10 protein-coding genes are annotated in these 18,940 nt (G+C 37.6%); 4 read left to right on the plus strand and 6 right to left on the minus strand.

From position 1 onward, the window contains the following. Nucleotides 1-2: 2 nt before the first annotated feature. Nucleotides 3-2,000 (minus strand): thioredoxin domain-containing protein, encoded by a 1,998-nt coding sequence (locus H4K35_RS01235; RefSeq protein WP_182625568.1) that lies wholly within the window; start codon nucleotides 1,998-2,000, stop codon nucleotides 3-5. Between the two features lie 188 nt (nucleotides 2,001-2,188). Between H4K35_RS01235 and H4K35_RS01240 the strand changes: the two genes are divergently transcribed. Further along, entirely contained in the window at nucleotides 2,189-4,465 is a 2,277-nt protein-coding gene (locus tag H4K35_RS01240) for an inorganic phosphate transporter (protein ID WP_182625569.1), read from the plus strand. 131 nt (nucleotides 4,466-4,596) lie between these two features. Here H4K35_RS01240 and H4K35_RS01245 read toward each other — a convergent pair whose 3' ends face one another. After that, nucleotides 4,597-5,496: a NifU family protein gene (locus tag H4K35_RS01245; protein WP_182625570.1), complete on the minus strand. Its 900-nt coding sequence runs from the start codon at nucleotides 5,494-5,496 to the stop codon at nucleotides 4,597-4,599. Nucleotides 5,497-5,841: 345 nt separating this feature from the next. On the opposite strand from H4K35_RS01245, the gene H4K35_RS01250 reads away from it, so the two are divergent. The 3 genes from H4K35_RS01250 to H4K35_RS01260 are packed head-to-tail and all read left to right on the plus strand — an operon-like array spanning nucleotide 5,842 to nucleotide 13,407. Beyond that, nucleotides 5,842-11,829 carry a T9SS type B sorting domain-containing protein gene (locus H4K35_RS01250; protein WP_182625571.1) on the plus strand — a complete coding sequence of 1,996 codons (5,988 nt, stop codon included), beginning with the start codon at nucleotides 5,842-5,844 and terminating at the stop codon, nucleotides 11,827-11,829. 8 nt (nucleotides 11,830-11,837) lie between these two features. Then, nucleotides 11,838-12,848, plus strand: coding sequence for a type IX secretion system membrane protein PorP/SprF (locus H4K35_RS01255; RefSeq protein WP_182625572.1), 1,011 nt, complete (start codon nucleotides 11,838-11,840; stop codon nucleotides 12,846-12,848). 49 nt (nucleotides 12,849-12,897) lie between these two features. Beyond that, on the plus strand, nucleotides 12,898-13,407 hold the full coding sequence (locus H4K35_RS01260) for a gamma carbonic anhydrase family protein (protein WP_182625573.1): 510 nt from the start codon (nucleotides 12,898-12,900) through the stop codon (nucleotides 13,405-13,407). Nucleotides 13,408-13,491: 84 nt separating this feature from the next. On the opposite strand, the gene murI is transcribed toward H4K35_RS01260, so the two are convergent. The 4 genes from murI to H4K35_RS01280 form a co-directional block, all read right to left on the minus strand. Beyond that, entirely contained in the window at nucleotides 13,492-14,271 is a 780-nt protein-coding gene (murI, locus tag H4K35_RS01265; protein WP_182625799.1) for a glutamate racemase, read from the minus strand. Nucleotides 14,272-14,334: 63 nt separating this feature from the next. Continuing rightward, nucleotides 14,335-14,844, minus strand: coding sequence for an OmpH family outer membrane protein (locus H4K35_RS01270; protein WP_182625574.1), 510 nt, complete (start codon nucleotides 14,842-14,844; stop codon nucleotides 14,335-14,337). Nucleotides 14,845-14,881: 37 nt separating this feature from the next. Next, nucleotides 14,882-16,240, minus strand: coding sequence for an OmpH family outer membrane protein (locus tag H4K35_RS01275; RefSeq protein ID WP_182625575.1), 1,359 nt, complete (start codon nucleotides 16,238-16,240; stop codon nucleotides 14,882-14,884). 29 nt (nucleotides 16,241-16,269) lie between these two features. Then, nucleotides 16,270-18,936: an outer membrane protein assembly factor gene (locus H4K35_RS01280; protein ID WP_182625576.1), complete on the minus strand. Its 2,667-nt coding sequence runs from the start codon at nucleotides 18,934-18,936 to the stop codon at nucleotides 16,270-16,272. Between the last annotated feature and the right edge of the window lie 4 nt (nucleotides 18,937-18,940).

The raw sequence follows: 18,940 nt of genomic DNA on the forward strand, positions 1-18,940 counted from the left end.
GGCTACAGTTTAATAAATTTACTTAACGCTGATGTAGGGGTTAAACAATGTCTGTTTTCACAGAGGTAGTACTGTGTGTCAATAGTTGCTGTGTATTTTTCGAAATAGGGGATTGTACTCGGCTCATTGATTGGAAAAATAAACGTTTTACTGATCAAATTCGCTTGTATGCGCAAGCTGTCTTCCAAGGCATTTTCACCTACAATTGCTAATTCAGCAGGTGATTCGCTGTACAACATTGCCAATAACCACTGGGAATATGCTGAAGGATAATCCAGTTGAGATTGCATGATTTCAATCATTTGATGAGCGAGTTCACTGTAGTATCGGTTTTCAAAAGCAACACCCAAATACAGTAAGCTATACGCCATAATGGCATTGGCGGATGGAATGACATTGTCTTCCGTTTCAATACTCCTCAAAATCATATCGGCCTGTTGCTCTTGACTGAAGTAAAAGAATGTGCTCTTGTCATCCAAAAAAAGATCTAAACTAGCATCCATCATTCGTTTGGCTTCCCATAAGTAGGTCTGTTTTGCTGTGTGTTCAAACAAGCGAATTAACGCTTGAATATAAAAAGCATAATCGTCTAGATAGCCAAGTGTTTGTGCCTTTTGGTGATGAGATGAATGGAAAAGCCCGCCTTCTTCTTCTACTAAATACGTTTGAATATAGTTGTCTATACGCACGGCTTGTTGCAGATAAGCTGTGTTTTGCGTAGCGCTGTAAGCATCGAGTAAGCCCGTGATTAACATGGCATTCCAGCTCGTAATAATCTTGTCGTCAAGCAGGGGTTTTGCCCTTAGATTTCTCTCTTGTAACAGTTTTGATTCCCACTGTTTTTTGCGTTTTTGTAACTCAAATTCTGAAATAGCATGGGTTGCAGCAAGAGAGGTTAACGGTTGATTTTGTATGAGTACGTAATTTCCCTCTTCCCAGTAACCATCCTTATTTATGTTGAATACTTGAGCGAATAAATCAAAATCTTCTCCTACAATACGGCGCAAATCCGGTTCTGTCCAGACGTAATAGGCTCCTTCTTTTGAAACACCTGCAGGGTTTAAGCTATCTGCATCTAAGGCAGAATAAACCCCACCCCAAGGAGATTGCCAATTGGTTTGGATAAACTGAGTTGTTTTCTCAATGATTTCCAAATACAGTGGGTTTGAAGTGCGTTTATACGCATCGCTATACACGCTCAATAGTTGCGCATTGTCGTAGAGCATTTTTTCAAAATGAGGAATATGCCACTTAAAATCAACGGAATAGCGGGAAAACCCGCCTTCGATAACATCAAATATCCCACCCCAAGCCATACGAGTCAATGTAAGATCAATATAATTGAGTAAGGCTTTATCTCGGTTTAGATCGCCTAGTTTTTGCAAGTAGAGTAAATTGGTAGGCATCATGAATTTTGGTGCACGTTGATAGCCGCCGTACTCTAAATCAAAGCTCTGTTTCCATTTATCTAGGAGCATCGTTAAATTGAACCGTTGCTCTTCCCTTGCAGTTGGCGCTAATCCCATGATGTAGATCCCTTCTTGTAGTTTTTCTGCAAATTCAAGGGTGGCCTCTGGTTTATTTTGATACAATTGTGCGAGTTGCTCTAAAGCGTCCAGCCATGTTTGTTTTGGGAAATACGTTCCGCCCCAAATCGGTCTACCATCAGGTAAACAAACCACATTTAACGGCCATCCTCCTTGTTTGGTCATCAGTTGTACTGCCTTCATATAGTAAGCGTCCACATCGGGATGTTCCTCTCGATCAACTTTGATTGAAATAAAATGGCGATTCATAACTTCTGCAACGGCTACTGCCGTAAAACTTTCGTCCTCCATGACATGACACCAATGGCAAGTTGAATAACCAATACTGACAATAACGAGTTTGTTTTGTTCTTTTGCCGTTTCGAAAACAGCGGTATTCCATGCCTTCCAGTGAATAGGATTGGTTGCATGCTGCTTTAAATAAGGATTCGAGCTGTGAATGAGTTCGTTCATATGTTGCGTTTGAAAAACAAAATTAGGGAATTATTTGCTTTGTTGCCGGTTTTGGGGCATAACCGATAGATTTTGCCAAGCCTTTTAAAATCTCAGAACCTAGGAAATATGGAAAGGATAACATTAAGTTAACGTTGGATTACGGAAATATAATGACTTTTGCAGTACGCTAAAAAATAAAAGAATAAATGGAACAAATTTTTATTGTAATGCTGATAGCCCTTGGGATATTAGCGATAATAGATTTGACTGTTGGGGTAAGTAATGATGCCGTAAACTTTTTAAATTCTGGAATCGGGTCGAAAGCAATGTCCTTTAAAGGGATTATGTTGGTGGCTTCACTGGGAATCATCGTCGGAGCCGTCTTTTCGGGTGGGATGATGGAAATTGCTCGGAGTGGGATTTTTGTCCCTAGCATGTTTACCTTCAACGATGTAATGATTATTTTCCTAGCAGTAATGATCACCGATGTCTTGCTGTTAGATGTATTTAATACCTTGGGACTACCTACATCCACAACGGTTTCTATCGTATTTGAATTACTAGGAGCAGCAGTGTGTTTGGCTGTAGTGAAAATTATTACCAGCGACGATAGTTGGTCTACGTTATCTTCGTATATCAATACGAAAAAAGCATCCGAAATTGTGGTCAGTATACTACTGTCTGTAATTTTGTCCTTCACCTTAGGGACAATCGTGCAATACGTTTCCCGTTTAATCTTTACCTTTCAAGTCGAGCGCAAGTTAAAGTATTTTGGCGCCTTGTTTGGAGGAGTTGCAATCAGTGCGATTTCGTTCTTTATCTTGATTAAAGGACTCAAAGGATCAAGCTTTATAACCCGTGAAACATCTGATTGGATCGATCACAATCAATTTTTAATATTGGCGGGAAGTTTTGTCTTTTGGACCATCTTCTCTCAGGTAATCATGTCGGTGTTCCGCGTAAATATATTGCGCGTCATTATTATCATCGGAACCTTTGCTTTGGCTTTAGCCTTTGCAGGTAATGACTTGGTGAATTTTATTGGTGTTCCAATTGCCGCTGTACAATCGTATGGCTTTTTTCAAAGCTCAGGTCAAGCAGCTGATGTTTATATGATGGGTAAATTAGCGGAAGAAAACGTAGTTGCTCCGTTTTATTTTCTATTAATTGCAGGAGGAATCATGGTTTATACCTTGTGGACATCGAAAAAAGCGCGTAATGTAATTGAGACAGAAATGAATTTAGCGCGTCAGAGTTCTGATTCGTCAGATGAGAAGTTCTCTCCCAATATCTTGTCTAAAGTAATTGTTCGCGCCATGGTTATTTTGGGTGGTATTGTCAATTACTTTTTGCCTAAATCATGGCAAATTCGAATGGATAAGCGCTTTGAACAACCTGTAAATACAACAAAAAACAAACAAGAAGAACCAGCATTTGACATGGTACGTGCTTCAGTTAACCTAATGGTGGCAAGTATCTTGATCTCGATTGGTACGTCTATGAAATTGCCGTTGTCTACTACCTATGTAACCTTTATGGTGGCAATGGGTACCTCTTTTGCCGATCGCGCTTGGGATAGAGATTCTGCTGTATATCGCGTGGCTGGAGTATTCAACGTAATCGGTGGTTGGTTTGTAACAGCTATTGTTGCCTTTCTCGCCGCTTTTATTACGGCTTATATCTTATATATAGGAGAGGTTTATGCTTTAGTAGCGATGTTGATCTTAGTAGGTATCTTATTATACCGCAGCAATAAAACGCATCAACGCTTGGAACAAGAGAAAAAATTGAAAACCGAAAAACTCAATAAGTTTGACATTGTTACCATTCACGAAGTAGCGTCAGAAAGCTCCGCACAAATCGCCAAAGTAATCGTTCGCACCAACGAATTGTATACGCGCGTAATTGATGGCGTAGCACTTCAGGATCACGCGGATTTAAAAGCGTGTAGAAAGAAGTTAAGACAGCTGGAGAAAGAGGTTGATAGTTTAAGAGGAAATGTGTATTTCTTTATCAAGAACTTAGATGAAACGACTGTAGGAGCGAGTAAGTTCTATGTACTCACCTTAGGGTTTTTACAAGATATCATTAAATCGGCTTTGTTTATCACACAAAATAGTTATACCCACGTGGATAACAACCACAAGAAGTTGAAGTTCAATCAAGTTCGAGATCTAAAGTTGATTGACAATAAGTTGCAAATCTTCCTTGATGAGGTTGGCGCTATTTTTATGGAAGCGCGTTATGATCGCATTGGCGAGGTGTTAGCTCAGAAAGAAGAGATCACACAAACGATTGATAAGTTGATTCAAAAACAGATTGTGCGTATTCGCACAACAGAAACGAGTCCTAAGAACAGTAAGCTGTATTTCTCTATTTTATTTGAAACGGACGATTTAGTAAAAGCTACTATTGGCTTGTTGGAATTGTTCGAACAGTTTGAAATTGATCAACGCAAAAAGAAATTTACTCCCATGAGTTAGATTTGTTAACCATATAAAGACGGCAGTACGAAAGTACTGCCGTTTTTTTTAGCATAAAAAATGCCCCAAAAAGTTGATACTTTTTGGGGCAGGTTTATTAAGACGCTTATCTATTATTTAAGGATAGGGTATTAACCATTGATGGCTTCTACTACAATTTTGTCGTCTGCTAGCATATGTCTCAACATGCTTTCAATACCGTTTTTCAGCGTAAACGTAGAAGAAGGACAACCGCTACAAGCACCTTGTAAGATTACTTGAACCACATTAGTTTGTCCGTCATAGTTTTGGAAGGCGATATTACCTCCATCAGCTTGAACGGCCGGTTTTACGTTTTCTTCTAAAATATTGATAATGCGCTGTGATTTCTCGTCTAAGGAATCAAAGTGAATATCCGCTTGTTTTTCTAGTTCTTCAGTATTGATAACCAGAGATTCATCAACGGCTAAATTTCCTTGTTCCAAAAATTCTTTGATAAATGAACGTGTAGGTTGGATGTGTTCATTCCAATCAAATGCCTCGTATTTTGAAATCGAAACATAGTTTTCATCAATAAAGATTTCGCGTACGAAAGGCAATTTGAAAAGTTCTTTGGCAAGTGGTGAAGACGTGGCTTCATCAATGTTTTTAAACTCAACTCCCTGCTTGGTTAATAGCTTGTTGGCTACAAATTTAATCACCGCAGGATTAGGTGTAGATTCAGCATAAATCGTTATCGGATGTTTTTTGGCATCATCTTTAGATTCTATTAAGATTTTCTTACCTTTAGCGATGAAAGTTTGGATTTGATCTGCAACAGTATCTTGTACGTCATCCCACTCAACAATTGAAAATTTTTCAATGGCAATGAAATTATTTGCAATAAATACCGTTTTTACAAAAGGTAAGTAGAAAAGTTCTCGGGCTAAAGGAGATTTTGCTGTTTCATCAATGTTTTTGAACTCAAAATTGTCTCCCTTAGTGATAAAATCAGATAGGATAAACTTTACAATTGCGGGGTTTTGAGTATTTTGAATTTTAATCTGTGACATTTTGTTTTATTTTTTTTCAAAATTAACAAACTTATATTCTACGAATCTGTATATTTGGTTTTTTAAACATATAATTAACATATAATTAAGTATGAATTAACAGCGAGTCGATGACGTAAGTAATTCAAACGAAGAGAAATAAGTACAATTTTTAAATTTTGCAATAATGTGTAGAGAAATTAATTATGAGAAAAGTAGTTGTTGTAACTATGCGCGGAGCGATGGTTATACGTTGAATAGTGAAACAATGATTGATTTATATCATCAAAGAACCATGTACTTTGATCTTAATTAAAGTCTAAACATATGAGTAAGAGTAATATTTATATACCAATAAAATCATTTATGAAACGATTTTTATTATTTATTGTTTTTCTATTAAGTGGAGTATTAAGTGCTCAAACGACTGGAGATGCTATTATATTAGCTGACGGTCGTTTTCAAGCTTGTAGTGGAACATTGTATGACAGTGGAGGTATAGCAGGTAATTATCAAAAGGATGAGATGATTACAATGACATTATGCCCAGAAGGTACTGATGGAACTGTTCGACTGAATTTTACTAGTTTCTTATTGGGCGAGGGAGCTTCATTAGAAATCTATAATAATACAGGAGCAACTGATCCTTTTCCTGGAGGTCCATTCACAAGAGATAATCCCATTGAAAATGGAAGAACATTTATCTCAGATAATTTTGCTGGGTGTATAACACTGATTTGGAGAACAGGTGATGCTCCAACAGCACCAGGATTTAGTGCAACTGTATCTTGTAATGCAGAACCTTGTCAAGTTATTACACCAAGAGTGTTGAGAACTATTCCAGCTTTTGATCTGGGAGTAGAACCTGCATGTGAAGAAGATTTAGGGGTTATTCGTGCCTGTATAGGAGAAGAAATTCAGCTGTTTGGGGACGCTGAGTTCTCTAATAGCGACGTTGGTGCGACTTACACATGGGATTTTGATAATGGACATACGTCTAATACAAAAAACACATCCGTCATATATGACGAGAAAGGAGCTTACCGTGTTCGCTTCATAGTGAAAGATGCACTTAACTGTTCTAGAATAGTTAGTTTTGTGATTCAAATTGGTGAAAGTGAAGCTGATTTTACACTAGCGGCTGATAAGCAGTCTTACTGTGTGGGAGAATCCATCAAATTAACTGGTAGCGTTGCCCTTCGAGAAGTTATTTATGAACCAGAAGAACCTGAAAGTAATCCGATTGCCTTACCAGATGGTACAGGTGAATTGTTTTACAGTGATATTCTTTTTAATCAATTCTGTGCTAGCGCAGAAATTGAAAGTCTTGACGACATATTGAGTATTTGTATTGATATTGAACATACTTATTTAGGCGATTTAGATATTATTTTAATTGCACCGAATGGTGCACAAGTATATTTACTGGATCGAGACTCTCCTGAGACTGGCGGAGACGCTAGATCGAATGTGCTTCTTGGGGATCCGAGCAATCGTTCTGCCCAAGAACCTTTTGGTAGTCCACTTACTTACTGTTTTAGTCAAACTGCATTGAAGACGTTAAGAGGGGCTCCTGAACAACCAACCACGGGGTCTACCACTCGATTTACTAATACTAAATCCCCAGGAACATATTTACCTGCACAAAGACAAACCGGAAGACCTGCAAACACGTTGAATAATTTAATCGGCGCGCCGTTGAACGGAAAATGGAGTGTGAGAATTGAAGATAGACTTGGAGTCGATGAAGGCTTTTTCTTTGGTTGGTCAATTAAGTTTAATGACCGTTTTAACTTACCTGATTTGTCATTTGCACCTCAAGTTGTAAGTCAACGTTGGTTGCCAGCTGATGGTTTAGTTGAAACTGGAAATGGAAATGCAACGGTTACTACGAATGTTCCTGGAACCTATACTTTTACCTATGAAGTTGTTGATAATTTCGGTTGTACTTATACGGAAGACATCACTGTTGAAGTAAAAGATACTCCTATTCTAGGACAAATAAGAAACTTACAAGCTTGTATTGATACCCCAACGAAAAAGGCAACTTTTGATTTGACAGATGTAAATAGTAGTATTGACGCGTCAAATAGTTACGATATTACTTATTTTAATACAGAAGCTGATGCAAGAGCAAATCAAAATGCTTTAGGAAATTTGTATGAGTTAGATACAACAAATGGAGTTACTGAGAAAACAATTTGGGTAAGAGTTAAACACAGAAATACAGATTGTTTTACAGTAGATTCGTTTAGATTAATTGCAAGACACTGTGATATTGACTTAGTTACTTTAGATGATTTAACTGTATGTAAGAACGTAGATGGAACTATTCCTACCTTCGATTTAACTCAACAAAATAACATCGTATATCACGGTAATCCGAATTATATCGTACAATATTTCGTATCTAATGAAGATGCAATAGCGAATACTTCTCCAATTGCAAATCCAGCTAATTATGCACTTGCTCAAGGAGAAACAGACCAAACAATATATGTTCGTGTTCACAATAGAGCAGAAGTGAGTGAGTTTGCTACAACATCGTTCATAATTAAGGCTCTTGATTTACCTGTTGTCCCTACTTTAGATCCATTGTATGCTTGTCCTATGGGAGATAAACAAACAGGAATGTTCAATTTAAGTTTATATAATAATCTATTAATTGGAGGGGCTACGAACAAAGAGGTTACTTATTATAAAACAGAACAAGGAGCTATTACGGGTAATCCACAAGATCTAATTGTGAATATTACACAATACGAGTCCTTAGGCGGACGCATAGGTGTGCGTATTACCGATCTTGTTACGGGATGTTTTAACTATGGATCTATTGAATTGATGGTTGTTGACTTACCTGATTTAGATCATAATGTGGTTTCTGTTTCATGTAGTTTATCGACAGCTGATAACGGAATTGCTTCTTTTGATTTAGGTAGTTTAATACCTCAAATACTTGTAGGAAATGTAAATCCTCAGGTAGAGGTTAAGTTTTATAAAACAATTACAAATGCTGAGGCAGAGACAAATGCAATACGAACTAATACGTTTGTAAACGATGTTCCTTTTAATCAAATTATCTATGCTCGTGTTAGTTACTTAAATAGCACTTGTTTTGAGATTGTAGAAGTCGAATTAGTAGCTGCACCTAAAGTTAAAATTGACGAAAGGGTAGATATGCAAGTTTGTGTTGATAACTTGAATCGCGAGATGATAGTTGATTTAACTCAAAACGAAACAACTATATTGGATGGATTAGATCCTGCTCAATATGAAATAACATATTACAGTCGTCGCCAAGATGCAGAGGCAAAAGTTAGAAGAATTACCAACCCTACCTATTATTCAAGTATTGTTTCAAGAAGTGTATGGGTACGAGTGGAATCTAATCAAACGGGATGTTATGGAATATCAAATGTAATTTTAGTACCTGTTTTACAACCAACAGTTGCTGATTTACCTATATACTCCGTATGTGAAGAAACAGGGGGGGAAGGTCTTGCTAATTTCAATTTGAATAGTTATATACAGCAGTTATTAGGTGGAGGTACAGGTTATGGAGTATCTTTCCACAGCTCTGCTAATGATGCGAATACTAACAGTAATCCATTACCGAGTAACTATAGAAACACAACCCCGTATCAACAAAATCTTTATGTACGATTTGTTGCAGATTCTGGATGTGCTACTGTAAAACTATTAGTGTTAAAAGTTTTAGCAGAACCAGTACTTAATATTCCAGAGGAACCAGTGTCGATATGTTCAATTTCTAATGATGGGTTTGGTACATTTAACTTATTAGCCTTAGTGACTGATTTGCAAAATGGTGATCCTAGTATTGCACTGAAGTTTTATGAAACAGAGCAAAATGCTTTAAATGATACGCATGTTATTCAAAATCCAAATGCATACACGAATATTACGCCAGGAGGAAGTACAATTTATGTAAGAGGAGAATTAGCAGGTGGATGTTTCACGGTTCAGCCAATTCAATTACAAGTCATAGCATCTCCAGTACTGCCAATTGCACTTGATGATTTAGTTTTATGTTCAGAGAGTGTACTTGTCGATACTGCTGTTTTTGATTTGACTGTGCAAACAATACCAATTATTTCTGCACAAGTGGATGGGAACAACAATACAGGAAGCTTAGTTGTGCGTTACTTTTTAAACGAAGTTGATGCACAAGCAAACCAAAATGCTATCAATATTCCTACACATTATGTGAATGTAACTAATAACCAAGAAATATGGTATCGCGTTTATCATAAAGGGACGAGTTGTTTTGCTGTAGGGAAGTTCCATTTAATTGTAAATAAACCATTAGCATTAACAACTCCTAGAGAGATTTCTATCTGTCAGCCGGAGATTCCAAATACAGGACGAACAATTTTTGACCTTACCATTCGCGAAACAGAAATTTTGGGGAGAGATATTGATCGCGTTACATTCAAATATTATGAAAACTTAGCAGATGCGAAACAAGATGTAAATGCAATTGCTACACCTACTAGTTATTCGAACACGTCGAATCCGCAAACGATTTGGGTAGCTGTAACAAGTTTTAATGGTTGTCGTGATTATGTTCCTTTAGTCGTTAAAGTATCACCTCTACCAGATGTAAACGATACGCCTAGTCCTTTACATTCATGTGTGATCGATCTAGCCACGAACGCGGCTGTATTTGATCTAACAAGTAAAGCATATGAAATTGCACAGCAATCGAGTGGGTATTTCTTTAAATATTATACAACACCAGGAGGGGCAGCAGCAGGAGATCCAAATGTAGAAATCTTGTTCCCAGCAACCTTTACTAGTCCAAATACGACAGTATATGTTAGAGTAACGTTAGGAAGTTATGCAAACCCATGTTATGTTGTTGTGCCACTGATTTTAATTGCTGATCCACAACCTCGTTTTGATGATATTGTATTTGCTCATTGTTTAGAAAATGCAACAGGCTTTTCTACCTTTAATTTATTAGATAAAAAATCTGAAATTTTAAATGGTAATGATGAAGCTAACATGGATATTTTCTTCTATGTAAAAGAGGCTGATGCTCGTACTCATAATATTGGAAACGCAATTCCACCAGATTATACGTATACCAATACTACTGAAGATAGTCAAACAATTTGGGTTCGTGTGGTGAATAAAACTTCAGGATGTGCTTATGTTGGTAAAATACTATTGGTTGTTGAAGAGCAAGTTAAAGCATTCGATATTGACTTAACAGATTTAACTCGCATTCAAAAATGTGCTTCACCTACAGGACCGAATGGCGTTGCAAGTTTTGATTTAACAGCTTTTGGTCCTGAAATTATAGGCGCACAAAACATTCCTTTAGGGGAATTGGCTCTTATTTATTCGTATAACAATACTGATATTCCAGCTGCGCAATTGGCTAATTTTGAATTGCCGATTGGGACACACGAAATCATAGCTAAAGTTGTACATTTACCACAAACAGATGCTAATGGAGTCGTGACGGAGTACTATTGTACCGCTGAGGTAACTTTTACATTAACTGTAGAAGAAAGCCCAATAGCACCAGTATTACAAGGAGCAATTGTTTGTATTGACTACAATACAGGTAAATTAGTAGATCCTTACACTATTGACTCGGGATACAAAGGAGAAGATTACGAATTCCAATGGCAACATACGAGCCAAACAGGTAGATTTACTGATATTCCTGGAGCTACTAAATCGTACTACGTTGTAGAAGATACGGCACTAGGAAATACGTTCAGAGTTGTTGTGAAGTACAAAGGGCAAAAATGTTCTACGCCTAGTAGTTCAGTAGTATTGACTTTTGTTGACGAAATTCCGATCAAAGTACAAGGAGCTGATTCAACGGGAATGATCAATCAATTAGACGGAGAGGAGACGATCACAGTTACCATCACTTCACCACAAGAGTCTAGTTTATTTGAGTATGCTTTAGATGAAGGAGCTTATCAAGATTCAAGAATGTTCTATGATGTAGCAAACGGTACGCATAGAGTTTGGGTAAGATATAAAGATAACAAGTCGATTTGTCCACAATATTTAGACATATTCGTATTAGGCTATCCGAAGTTCTTTACACCAAATGGAGATGGATTTAATGATACCTGGAATATTTCAGCATTAAAAGGACATCCAGAAGCGGTAATCTATATTTATGACAGATTTGGTAAACTATTGAAACAACTTAGCCCTTCTAACGAAGGATGGGATGGAACATTTAATGGAAAATCAATGCCGTCAACAGATTACTGGTTTACTGTTGAATATTTAGAAGAACCAAGACAAGCGAATCAAGTGCCTCGAAAAGTTCAGTTTAAAGGACATTTCTCACTAAAACGATAATTTAGGATATGAAGATATTTAAGAAAAGATATTTAGCAGTGGCGTTATTAGTTACTCAAATGAGTAATGCGCAAGACGGTGGATTACCTATCTATTCGGATTATTTGTCTGATAACTATTACTTGCTTCATCCAGCAATGGCGGGGTTGAAAAATAGTACACAGGTACGAGGAGCTATAAGACAACAATGGGGAGATGTAGATGACGCTCCCCAAACCCAAACATTAACAGTTAATACCCGAATCGGTGAAAGATCGGGTATTGGTATCATCGCCTTCTCAGATAAGAACGGTTATCATGCTGAAACAGGAGCCAAGCTTACCTATGCGCATCACATTACTTTTAGTGAATCGCGTTATGAGTTGAATATGTTATCTTTTGGTATGAGTGCTGGTTTTTCACGTATCACACTGGACGAAACTAAATTTGGATCTGTTTACGACCCAATTTTAAGCGGTGGACTCGAAGTGAAAGACAGTTACTTTACTGTAGATTTTGGTGCGGCGTATCACAGAGAAAATTTCTTCTCTATGTTTACTGTTAAAAATGCAGTTACTAGTAAAAGAGAACTTTATTCAGATGTTGAAAGTGATAATTCACGCCGTTACTTATTAGGTGCAGGTTACACTTTTGGCGATGCAAAATTCAATGGTGGATGGATGTATGAGCCTTCTGTTTTAGTTCAATACGTAGAAGAAACTGAATTGAAACTCGTTGACATCAACATGAAAGTGTATAAGACATTCGAAGATGCAAAATTATGGGCAGGTGTTTCTTACCGCCGTGATTTTGACAACGCAGAATACGTAAAAGGCGGATCAACTAAAAAACAAGCCCTTCAAAGTTTAAGCCCCCTTCTTGGAGGTTCTTATAAAAACTTTAGCTTGACGTATACCTATACGCATGAACTAGGTGACCGTACGTTTAATAAAAGTGGATTCCACTTGTTTACACTCGGTGTAAATATATTTTCAAAACGCAGTTCGTTGGATTGTAATTGTCCAAACTTACACGATTAATAAAAAAAGTCCCGATATTTATCGGGACTTTTTTTTTTAGTATTAAATTATGATTATAAAAGAAATAAGAGGAAAGTATCCTCAAATCGAAGCGGATTGTTATCTCGCAGAAAATGTTACTATCGTAGGGGATGTAACAATAGGTAAGCAATGCAGTGTTTGGTTTAACGCGGTCATCCGCGGTGATGTAAACACAATTACCATTGGAGATAAGGTCAACATCCAAGACGGCGCTATTATTCACTGTACCTACGAAAAACATCCCACTGTGATTGGGAATAACGTTTCTATAGGACATCAAGCCATGGTCCACGGTTGTGTCATCCACGATAATGTATTGATTGGAATGGGGGCTATTGTCATGGATAATTGTGTTGTACACAGCAACACTATAATTGCTGCTGGAGCGGTTGTCACACAAAATACGGTAGTCGAGCCTGGAAGTATATATGCCGGAGTTCCCGCAAAAAAAGTTAAGGATATCGACGCTTCAGCCTTCGCTGGCGAAATCCAACGAATCGCCGATAATTACGTCATGTATTCGAGTTGGTATAAATAAGATGGAGTGGGGGCGGCGTTGACGAAGCAATGAGCTCATCACTCCCTTCAAAAAAAGCATGGAGAAATCGCCATGCTTTTAGTATTAGAACTGAATTTCTCGAACGAGATGTGAAGAAGGAACAAATGTTTTTAAAACAGTTGTATCCACATTGCTGTAAAAAATACAACTACCTGGAGCGGTGCTGTCATTTAGCAAATCGTGTTGCTGTAGTATTTTTTGCGTGTGTTTAGCAACGGCTGCTCCCGAATCAATAATGAGAACATCTTCGGGAATAATGGTTTTTATGATAGGAGTCAGATAGGGGTAATGCGTACACCCCAAGACCAAGGTGTCCATGCCTTGTTCAACCATGGGTATAAGATACAATTTCAAGAGATCTTTAATTTCTTGCGACTCTAACTTTCCCGCCTCGATGAGCGTAACTAAATTATAGCCGATTTGCTCAATTATTTTTACGTTAGGGTATAGTTTTAGCTTAGCGGTGAATAAATCGCTTGTAATGGTTCCTTTGGTGGCTAAAACGCCTATGGTTGAGGTTTTGGTCAGTAGAGAAGCTGGCTTGATCGCCGGTTCTATACCAATAATGGGAATAGTAAACGAAGCTCTTAGTTCGTCAATGGCGTTAGTCGTTGCGGTGTTACATGCAACCACAACTAGCTTACACCCTTGATCTACAAGGTGTTTAACGTTTTTGTGCGAAAGTGCAATGATCGCTTCTTTGGTTTGTGTACCATAAGGTGCATTTTTTTGATCCGCTAAAAATACAGTGTTTTCACTTGGCATTAATTTGTTTATTTCTTGCCATATTGTGGTTCCACCTATACCAGAATCAAAGAGTCCTATTGGATTTGTTTTTTTCATAAGTAGAACAAAAATAAAAAAGTCCGTCATAAAAACGGACTTTTTTTAGTTTATGATAGTAAATTATTTTATACCTAATTCTTTTTTAACATCAGCAGCTAAGTCTGTACCGTCAGCTAATAATACTCCAGAACCCATTGAAGAGTCTAATACGTATTGAACACCTTGTGCACGTGCTACTTTTTGAATGGCAGTTCTAGCTTTTTCGAAAATAGGTTGAGTTAAATCAACTTCTTTCTTTTGTAACTCTTGTCCAGCTGTAGTTTGGAATTGTTGGATTCGCTGTAAAAGATCTTCTACTTCTTTTTGTCTTTCTTCGTTTACTTTGTCTCCAACTGTTGCAGCTTCTGTTTGGTATTTTTGAGCTTTTGTTTGATACTCAGTTACCATTGTTCCGTATTCTTTTTGATATTTTTCACCTAATGCTTTCAATTCAGCCTCTGCTGATTTCATAGCAGGCATTTCTGTAATCAAAGCTTGAACATCGATGTGTGCAACTTTCGTTTGTGCTGTTGCTGAGCTAACGCCTAAAAACACTACTGCTGCAATCAATAAGGATTTCATTTTTTTCATTGTATTCGTTTTTTATATTATTTTACTTGTTACGTGGTTATTTATTTTTTGCGGCTTCAATTTGTCGTTTTAATTCTTCTTGTTCTTGAAGCTTTTTTTTGCGTTGTTCTTCTTGTTCTTCCTGCACGCGTTTTTTAATTTCTTCTTGTTTGCGTTGGGTTTCTTCTATTTGTCTACGACGTTGTTCTAAAGCGTCTTTTTTTCTTTGTTCTGTTTCTTCTCGGCGCTTTTCTTCTAAGGCTCTTCGCTCGGCAATAAGCTTCTCTAACTCTTCGTTTTTGTCGCTTTTTTGTTGCTGTTCAACCTCTTTTCGCTTGCGCTCTTTTTCCTCTAACAACTTTCTTTCGCGTTCTTGCTTTGCGCGTTCCGCTTCCTCTTGTTGCTGCTTGAGTTGATTCTCTCGATCTAGTTGCAGTTGTTCTCTCTTTTGCTGCTCTTCTTTCTTCTTGCGCTCAGTTTCTTCTTGTTGCTGCTTGAGCTGTTTTTCTCGTTCTAATTGAAGCTGCTCTCTGTTTTCTTTCTCCTCCTTCTTCTTGCGCTCCATTTCTTCCTGTTTTTGCAGGAGTAATTGTTTTTGAGCTTCAATCTTTTCTTTTCGGATGCGCTCTGTCTCTGCTCTTTTTTCCTCCAACTCTCTGAGTTTCTCCTCTTGCTGGCGTTTTATAGACTCTTCGCGACTTAATTGCTCATGATCCGAAGTGTTTTGCTGTTTTTGTTGCTTTTCTTCTTTTTGCTCCTGACGCATTTGGCGTTCTGCCTCTTGTCTGCGCTTTTGTTGTTCTTCGCGTCGACTTTGTCTCAGGGCAATTGCATCTTCTTCTTTCTCTTCCTTCTCAACAGCTTCTACCTGTTCTGCAGTCATGTTTTGCTTTCTGCGCGCTGTTGTCATACGACGAATGACTAAATTACTAATATCATATCGTTTATCGGCAATCAACATCGTAGTTTCTGCATTTTTATCTAATACATAATCGTACTTTCGCGCTTCAGCAATATCCTGTACCATAGCAAATACTTGATCCTGAATCGGTTTCGCTAAACTGATTTTTTGCGAAAAATACTCCCCATCCGTGCCAAAATATTTTTGTTGGTATTTTAAAAGATCGTCTTCGAGTTCGCCAATAGTCTCTTCTTTTTCGTTGATTAAATCACGAGTCAGCAGAATTCGCTCATTGGCTAAATCTGTTTTGAGGTTTTTTATCTCTTCTTTTTTCTTGTCAATTTCTTGTTTCCAGCCTTCCGCACGTGAGGATAATTGCGCACTTGCTTCTGTGTATTCTGGCACATGTCGCAAGATGAGTTCCATATCGATATAGGCAACTCGAGCAGACCCTCCTTGTGCAAAGGAAAAGGAATAACCAAAAATACTGATTAAAAAAATAAAAAGATACCTCATAAGTTGTTAAATTTTAGCAAAGTGTATCACTAAAACTGTTGTCCAAGGATAAAGTGAACCTCCCAACCATTCTTCTCACGCAATCCTGGAGGTGCGTCAAATCCATATCCAAAGTCAATACCCAATAGACCAAACATCGGCATAATCACACGAACACCTAATCCTGCTGATCGTTTTAAATCAAACGGATTGTACTCTTTAAATGAATCGAATGCTGCTCCAGCCTCTGCAAATGACAATACATAAACAGACGCACTTGGTTTTAGTGTAATAGGATAACGTAATTCTAGGGTGAATTTATTGTATATCGTACCTCCAATTTGTTCACCGTTCTGATTTATTGGTGTCAAAGCTTGATTTTTATACCCTCTTAATTGGATCACTTCACGTCCATCCAAAGAGAAGTTTGCCAATCCATCTCCACCAACGTAGAAACGCTCAAACGGCACAACCCCGCGGTTGTTGTTGTAGGCACCCATATAACCAAATTCCCCAACTGTTCTGAATACTAATTTATCGTAAATTGTCGTATACCAATCCCCTTTGAATTTTAATTTGTAAAATTCTAACCAATTGAATCGTTTTTGATCCACTTTACTAGCGTCAGCAGTTGCATCTTGCCAATTGTTTACTGGTTGTCCGGATGCGTTTAAGTAAGTGCCCTCTGGAATAACTAAGCCCGTATTCGGATCTACTTGTCCAGGTCTTGATTTGTATTTGTATTCTTGCTGATTCGCAAGATCTTTGTAATCTACATTGTTGAATAAAGAGTATGGAGGAGTGAATTTTCCACTGATACTAAAGTAAGAACCAAAAGTTGGGAAGTTAGGATCCATTCCGCGGTTATCTCTCTTTAATTCTATTTCGTACGATAAGTTTCTCGAAGAACCATCACCGAATGTAAACAATCCCGTGTTGTAGTTTTTCATATCATAGTATTGGAAACTCAACGTATGTGATAAAACGAAGAAATCATCTGGAACGCTTAATTGCTTGGCAACCCCTAAGTTAATTGTCGTAATATCAAAACCTCTACTACGGTCAGTTCTTCTGCTGTAGTAGTCGTATAAATTCTGTTTACTGTAGGCAATCGTACCAAATAAGTTTACCGGTTTCTTTTTACCTAACCAAGGTTCAGAGAAACTAATACTATACGTTTGGAAGTATGAACTTCCTTGTAATCTCAATGCCAATGATTGACCATCTCCCATAGGGAATGGGTGGTATGCTTTTTTGTTGAAGATATTGCGCAAAGAGAAGTTGTTGAATGATAATCCCAAGGTTCCGATGAAACCTCCTCCACCGTATCCTCCTTGTAATTCAACCTGGCTCGATCCCTTCTCAGCGATTGACCATTCTACATCAACCGTTCCAGCAGCTGGATCTGGATTTAAGATATCGGGTACAATAGCTTGGGCATCAAAAATATTTAATTGACCTAGGCGGCGCATTGTTTCCATAACCATGGCTTTACTCCAAATCTCACCTGGTCTTGTACGCAATGTACGGTGAATCACGTGATCATGGGTGTATTCGTTTCCACGTACGGTAATATTGTTGAAGCGCGCGATAGGTCCTTCAGTAATTCGAATTTCAAAATCAATTGTATCATTCGCTGTTTTTACCTCTACAGGGGTAATGTTAGAGAATAAATACCCGTTGTTTTGGTACTGATTGGTTAAGTTAAACCCGTCTGGATCCGTTTGATCGTTGATTCGTTTGTTCAACAAAACACCGTTGTACACTTCGCCTTTTCCAATACCCAAAATTTGGTTTAATTCCCTATTGGTATAAACCGTATTTCCAATAAAGCGGATGTCACCAATGTAGTATTTGTTTCCTTCTTCTACATCAATGTTAATCGCCATGCGATTCGTTTTTGGATCGTATGCCGTAGTATCTGCTATAACACGTGCATCGCGGTATCCTTTTTCTTTGTACTTGTCTACTAAACGACCCAAATCTTCTTCGTACTTCGTTTGGATAAATTTAGAAGGTTTGAAGATTCGCAAAGGATTAAAAGGGCTGCGTTTTTTCGTGTCTTTTAATGCTTTGCGCAATTGTTTGTCGGTTAATTGTTCATTTCCTTCAAATACAATGTCGGAAATACGAACTTTTTTACCGCGATCAATCCCAACGATTAAATCCACGTAACGACCTGTTGAATCAGTCGGTACTGTATTTAAAGTTACTTTGGTGTTGTAATATCCGTCTTTTTTATACTTGTTTAAAAGGTAGTATTTAGTTGTAGAAAGCAAGTTCTCATTGACAATTTTTCCCTTTGTCAATTTAGCTTCTTTAATTACCGTTTCTGATTTGGCCTTTTTGTATCCTTTTACTTTAGCTGCACTTAAACGAGGTAATTCGTTTAAAGACAATTCTAAGTTAATCGTATCATTAACAACCGATGTTTCGTATATGTTGATATCTTTAAAAAAACCAAGTTTCCATAGTTTTTTCAATGCATCACTTATCTCTTCTCCAGGAACAGAAATTTTTTGTCCTTTACTTAAACCTGTAAAAGTAACAACTGTTTGGGGGTTGTAATTGATTTTACCGGTAACTTTTATATCTCCTAAAATGTATGTTTTAGGGGTTTCTAAAGTAGGAATATAGTCCCCTTGTTGTGCGTGAGCACTACTACAAATTAGACCTGCAATAAACAGGGCAAAAAGTGAGATGCCTTTTTGAAACATTATT

Source organism: Myroides sp. NP-2, from assembly GCF_014145665.1.
Taxonomy (GTDB): domain Bacteria; phylum Bacteroidota; class Bacteroidia; order Flavobacteriales; family Flavobacteriaceae; genus Flavobacterium.